The sequence below is a fragment of the Desulfosarcina sp. genome, from assembly GCF_055467485.1.
The window spans coordinates 1-6,074 of the sequence record NZ_JBUOIV010000119.1; the positions used below are offsets into that span (position 1 = coordinate 1).

The following is a 6,074-nucleotide window of genomic DNA, read 5'->3' on the forward strand; positions in this document are numbered from 1 at the left end:
TCTCAGCTCTCAGCTCTCAGCTCTCAGCTCTCAGCTCTCAGCTCTCAGCTCTCAGCTCTCAGCTCTCAGCTCTCAGCAGTCCGGTCTGAATTTTACGCGTGAGTAGACATCGTCATCCATGCCGGCGCACTCACCGGCCTTGAGCCGATGGTAGCCCACTGCGGCTACCATGGCGGCATTGTCCCCGCACAGGTCAGGGGATGGGATGTGAACGGCGATGCCGGCCTCGGCGGCATCGCGGGTGACGACCGTCCGCAAGCCCCGGTTGGCGGCCACACCGCCGACCACGGCCAGGTGGCGGCAGCCTTTTTCTCTTGCCGCGTGGATGACCTTATACGCCAGCACTTCAACCACCGCGGCCTGGAAGCCGGCGGCAATGTGGGCCTGGTCCTCCTGGCAGGTATCCGGGTGGGTCTGGATGTAACGGCTGACCGCCGATTTGATCCCGCTGAAGGAGAAATCGAACTGGTCCTTGTCGAGAAACGGCCGCGTGAAGACAACCTTCTCCGGGTCGCCCTGGGCCGCCAGCCGATCGATCACCATGCCGCCGGGATAGCCCAATCCCAGCATTTTGGCCACTTTGTCATAGGCTTCGCCGGCCGCGTCATCGCGGGTTTGCCCCAGGATGTGGAATTCCCGGTGGGAGGTGACATGGTAGATGCTGGTGTGACCCCCGGAAACCAGCAGCGCCACGAAGGGGAAGGGGGGCGGGTCCGGTTCCAGGAACACCGAATTGATATGCCCATCCAGGTGATCCACACCGATCCACGGGATTTTATGTCCGTAGGCAAAGCCTTTCGCAAAGGAGAAGCCAACCAGCAGCGATCCGATCAGGCCGGGTCCCTGGGTCACGGCCACGCCGTCGATCTGGTCTGCCGTGATGCCGGCCCTGGCGATGGCGCCTTCGACAACGGGTACGATGGCTTCGATATGCTTGCGGGAGGCCAGTTCCGGCACCACGCCGCCGTATGGGTGGTGGACGGCCACCTGCGAGGCCACCACCGACGAACGGACGTCATGGCCGTCAATTACCACCGCGGCGGCCGTCTCGTCGCATGAGGATTCTATACCGAGTACAATCATGGTGACACGTTCCAGTCGATTCACCGTAAGGATGAATTTCGATTCCCCGTTCGCTCGCTATCGCGGTTCAATAAAAAACCGGAACCGCCACCACCTGCTTCGGCCGTTCCGGTTGAAGCTGTTCTCTTCTTCGTCGATCAATTATCGTTGTTGTCCCTTGTGCTTCTCAGGCCCCGGACCGGGGCGCCGACCGCCGGGCGCTCAGGTACGGCAGACCGGCTGCTTTTTCTGACCCTCGGCGATCCATTGAAACAGCCGGGTCAATGGTGAGGCAATTTTTTTAACCCAATTTCCCAATTGCTGATTTCCTTAAAACACGCCAAATCGCGATATCGGCCAGAATCAGACCTCCGAGCTCAGTCCTCCGACCGCCGTTTTCATACCAACTGCACCCGGCTCCGGGCATTCTTGCGGGTCTTGGTCACTTCGCCGATCGCCCACGCTCTTTCACCGCTGCCGGTCAGGCGGTTGAGCACCTCCTGGACGCTCTCTTCGGGAACCACGGCCACCAGCCCGATTCCATTGTTGAAGGTGCGCATCATTTCCTTATCATCCACATTCCCGGCTTCCTGCAAAAACGGAAAAATGGGCGGGATGTCCCAGGATCCTTTTTTGACGGCGATGCCGCAGGCCTGGGGGATGACCCGGATGATGTTGTCCATGATGCCGCCGCCGGTAATGTGCGCCAATCCCTGGATGGGCAGGTCCCTGACCAGGGACTGGATGGTTTCCGAGTAGATCCGCGTCGGGGTGATCAATTCTTCTCCAAGGGGTTTGCCCAGTTCGGGAACGTGGCTGTCCACCGTCAGCCCCAGCACCTCGAAGCAGATCTTGCGCACCAGGGAATAGCCGTTGCTGTGCAGTCCGCTCGAGGCGATCCCGATGAGTTGGTGGCCGGGCCGGATCTCAGAGCCGTCGACGATTTTGCTGTTGTCAACGATACCGACGGCGAAACCGGCCAGGTCGTATTCGTTCTCCCGGTAAAAACCGGGCATCTCGGCGGTCTCTCCACCGATGAGGGCGCAATCGGCCTGGATGCATCCGTCGCCGACACCCTTGACGATGTCGGTGACCGTACCGGTCTTCAGTTTTCCCGTGGCCAGGTAGTCCAGGAAAAACAGGGGCCTGGCGCCCTGCACGGCGATGTCGTTGACGCACATGGCCACCAGGTCGATGCCCACCGTGTCGTGGCGGTCCATGAGGAAGGCGATCTTCAGCTTGGTGCCCACCCCGTCAGTCGAACTGACCAGTACCGGGTTTTTCATGTTGGCGGTATTCAGAGAAAAGAGGCCGCCGAATCCGCCGATTTCACCCATGACGCCGGTTCGTCGGGTTTTTTTGGCAATTTTCTTTATGGTCTCGACAAGGTTGTCTGCCTTTTCGATGTCGACGCCGGCATCGGCGTAGGTCAGTTTTTTCTTCATTTCCACACTCCTGGCGTGTATTCGGCTGGTTTGAAAATTCGCGTAAAACTAATCTGATGCCGCTGAAAAGTCAAACTCATTCCGAAGATGCCGGCAGGCTGGCATCCGCGCAAACCCAGCTGACAAAGGTGGGGCCAGCGGGGCGGTGGTGCGGGATGGTCCGCTCCGCCGTCACTTGCTAATCCAGGCAATAATTTTTTGACAATTTCGACCGGCTATTATACTTATTCTAAAAAATCAGGGGTTTTCTGACATACAGCTGAAGAAAAGGAATCAATCATGACCCGATTTGCCAGGCTGGACCGTTTGCCGCCCTATGTGTTCGCCACCGTCAACCAGATTAAGATGGAGGCCCGGCGCGCCGGGGAAGACATCATCGATCTGGGCATGGGCAACCCGGATATCGGTACGCCCCAGCACATTGTCGACAAACTCACCGAGGCGTCCCAGAACCCGCGCAATCATCGCTATTCGGCCTCCATGGGCATCACCAAGCTGCGCATGGCCATCTGCGACTGGTACAAGCGCCGCTACGATGTGGACATCGATCCGGAAAGCGAGGCCATCGTCACGATTGGGGTGAAGGAGGGGATGTCTCACCTGATCCTGGTAACCATCCGGCCCGGAGACGTGGTGTTCGCGCCCAACCCCACCTATCCCATCCATCCCTACTCGTCCATCATCTCCGGCGGCGACGTGCGGGGGATACCGGCGGGGCCCGACGAGGATTTTTTCGAGAACCTGATCCAGGCTACCAAGCAGACCTGGCCCCGGCCCAAGGTCCTGGTGCTCAGCTACCCCCATAACCCCACCACCGAGGTGGTTGAGCTGGATTTTTTTCAGCGGGTGGTGGATTTCGCCAAGGCACACAACATCATGGTGATTCATGATTTTGCCTACGCCGACCTGACCTACGACGGGTACCAGGCCCCCAGTTTCCTGCAGGCCAAAGGCGCCAAGGAGGTGGGGGTGGAATTTTTTTCCATGTCCAAAAGCTACTCCATGGCCGGGTGGCGGGTGGGATTCTGCGTGGGCAACCCCGAAACCATCTTCGCCTTGAAACGAATCAAGAGTTACCTGGATTACGGTATTTTTCAGCCTATCCAGATCGCCTCCATCATTGCCTTGAACGGCCCCCAGGATTGCGTGGCCGAGATCCGCGACACCTATCAATCCCGGCGCGACGCCCTGATATCGGGCCTTTCCCGGGTCGGTTGGGAGATCGAAAGTCCCAAAGGAACCATGTTCGTATGGGCCAGGATTCCCGAGCAGTACCGCCAGATGGGGTCCGTGGAGTTTTCCAAATTTCTGATCCGCGAGGCCCAGGTGGCTGTATCGCCGGGCCTTGGCTTCGGTGAATACGGTGACGATTTCGTGCGTTTTGCCCTGATCGAAAACAACATGCGCATCAGCCAGGCGGTCAGGGGTATCCGTAAAGTCATGGCGGGCTGAGCCTGGCTGCCTTCAGTGGGTCCATTTGAACTGAAATTCGAGTTCTTGCGCCTCGCCCTCCCGTTCGTGTTCAATGTTGAAAACGGCCGTTGCCGGCACCCCGATGCGTTCGCCTGCCACTTGGATGACAAACGGCTTGCCTGTCTCCAGGCAATCGGCCAGTCGCCGCAATTTGGCCACCGTTTGCTTTACCGTATAGGTCTTCTCGACGTCCCGGTCTGCTTTTTTCGGCATGGCGCTCTCCTTGGTTGAAGGGTGGAAGGCAGTGAATATGAAGCGGATCATAGCACCGAATCGGCTCGCGGGAAAGAAATCCGTTGACAGGGGAGGAGGGTTCTTTTCGCAGTGCTTTATGGTGGTTTCGCCGAGGATAGTCGGAAACCGTTGCAGTTCAGGAATGAAGAAATTCTCAATACATCTCAGGTCACGACATTTCTGTGATAGATTCTTTTTCCTAATGAAATCTGCAATTAACTGGAAGTTCAGCCGCAACAAGATGTAGTGATGCTTAGGATTGTATTACAAACCTAATACTTTGCGGCATACTGGCAAGCTAAACCAAATTCCGGTGGGGTCAGTTTTTGTGGGATAGCCAGAGCGTACATTGCTTTTGAAAGGCTATTCTGGCAGCAACTATTCATCGCGGTTAACACCTTATCCTTTGATTAAATGAGAACAGGTCCTAAAAAGATGACCGTCTTTTCATAAAACGGCAGAAATGGTATCTATTTACCAGTCTCAGGGTTCATCGTCTTTTTCAAATTTGGATACCCTCATCAATATTCGAATTTCAACTCAATGGAATAGTCAATCATGGGAAAGCCAACTGAAGAATCCGATTTCAAAAGTCTTCAATATAAGATTGCTGAACTGAATCAAGAGATCTCACGCCTAAGCGAAAAAAACAAAGTCCTTTCAGCAGAAAAGAAGATGCTGGATCAAATTCTGGATAAGCTACCGGGCACATTCTATATTTGGGATGAACGGCCTCAATTAATTCGATGGAACCGCAGACACGAAGAAATCACCGAGTATTCTGGTGATGAATACCCTGACATGCTTCCTACCGATTTTTTCGGCAAGGAGGAACATCGAACAATAGAGGCTGCTGCAGAGAAAGCCTTTAACAAAGGAGAGGTAACGGTAGAAGCCACACTATTAACCAAGAGTGGAAAAAAAATTCCCCACGTTTATACTGCTGTGCGAACAACAATCGATCAGAAACCGGTCCTTATGGGGTTTGGTATCGACATCAGCGAACGCAAAAGTGCTGAACGGCGGTTGCAGAAAGCCTATTCAGAAATCAAAGCACTCAAGAACCAGCTCGAGGCCGATTTTACCTATTTGCATGAAGAGATCAATCAGGCTCATGACTATAGTCAAATCATCGGTGACAGCGAAGTAATGCAATATGTTTTATTTCGGGTGCAACAGGTCGCTCCAACAGACACCACAATTTTAATTCAAGGTGAAACCGGCACTGGTAAAGAACTCATTGCCCGCGCTATCCACAACGCAAGCCAAAGGCGGGAGCGCCCTCTTATCAAGGTAGATTGCGCATCATTGCCAACCCAACTGATCGAATCGGAACTATTCGGCCATGAAAAGGGGGCTTTCACCCATGCACTCGAAAAGCGCGTTGGGCGATTCGAACTGGCCAATGGGGCGACGCTTTTTCTGGATGAAATTGGGGAACTTCCCTTGGAATTGCAGGCCAAATTGTTGCGAGTGCTTCAAGACGGTGAGTTCGAACGATTGGGTAGTTCCAAGACAATCCATTCGGATGTGCGCGTAATCGCCGCGACCAACCGGGACCTCGAAGCCGAGGTCCGCGCTAAAAAGTTTCGAATGGACTTGTTGTACCGCCTGAATGTGTTTACGATCTCCTTACCTCCGTTAAGAGAAAGAGGAGACGACATCAGGCAGCTGGCCGAACACATGACCCGTAAAATCAGTCGAAAACTCGGCAAACGTATACAATCGATACCTTCGGCCACCATACGTCAACTGCGCGAACATTCCTGGCCTGGCAATGTCCGGGAGTTGGAAAATGTGATCGAGCGGGCCGTCATAAATACTCAAAGCAGCCGTCTGCAACTGGATGCTGCACCACTG

The 6,074-nt window shown here is 54.9% G+C and carries 5 protein-coding genes; 2 read left to right on the top strand and 3 right to left on the bottom strand.

Annotation, left to right across the window (positions count from 1 at the left end; translation table 11 throughout):
* Positions 1-72: 72 nt before the first annotated feature.
* Positions 73-1,083: a tRNA (adenosine(37)-N6)-threonylcarbamoyltransferase complex transferase subunit TsaD gene (tsaD, locus tag ACZCED_RS24635; RefSeq protein ID WP_464862083.1), complete on the bottom strand. Its 1,011-nt coding sequence runs from the start codon at positions 1,081-1,083 to the stop codon at positions 73-75.
* A gap of 377 nt (positions 1,084-1,460) precedes the next feature.
* Positions 1,461-2,507 carry a phosphoribosylformylglycinamidine cyclo-ligase gene (gene purM / locus ACZCED_RS24640; RefSeq protein WP_464862084.1) on the bottom strand — a complete coding sequence of 349 codons (1,047 nt, stop codon included), beginning with the start codon at positions 2,505-2,507 and terminating at the stop codon, positions 1,461-1,463.
* 279 nt (positions 2,508-2,786) lie between these two features.
* Between purM and ACZCED_RS24645 the strand changes: the two genes are divergently transcribed.
* Positions 2,787-3,959, top strand: coding sequence for an aminotransferase class I/II-fold pyridoxal phosphate-dependent enzyme (locus ACZCED_RS24645; protein ID WP_464862085.1), 1,173 nt, complete (start codon positions 2,787-2,789; stop codon positions 3,957-3,959).
* Between the two features lie 12 nt (positions 3,960-3,971).
* On the opposite strand, the gene ACZCED_RS24650 is transcribed toward ACZCED_RS24645, so the two are convergent.
* Positions 3,972-4,193, bottom strand: a complete 222-nt coding sequence (locus ACZCED_RS24650) for an amphi-Trp domain-containing protein (RefSeq protein WP_464862086.1) — start codon at positions 4,191-4,193, stop codon at positions 3,972-3,974.
* A 579-nt stretch (positions 4,194-4,772) separates the two neighbouring features.
* Between ACZCED_RS24650 and ACZCED_RS24655 the strand changes: the two genes are divergently transcribed.
* The coding region (locus ACZCED_RS24655) for a sigma-54 interaction domain-containing protein (protein WP_464862087.1) at positions 4,773-6,074 on the top strand (1,302 nt) is incomplete at its 3' end.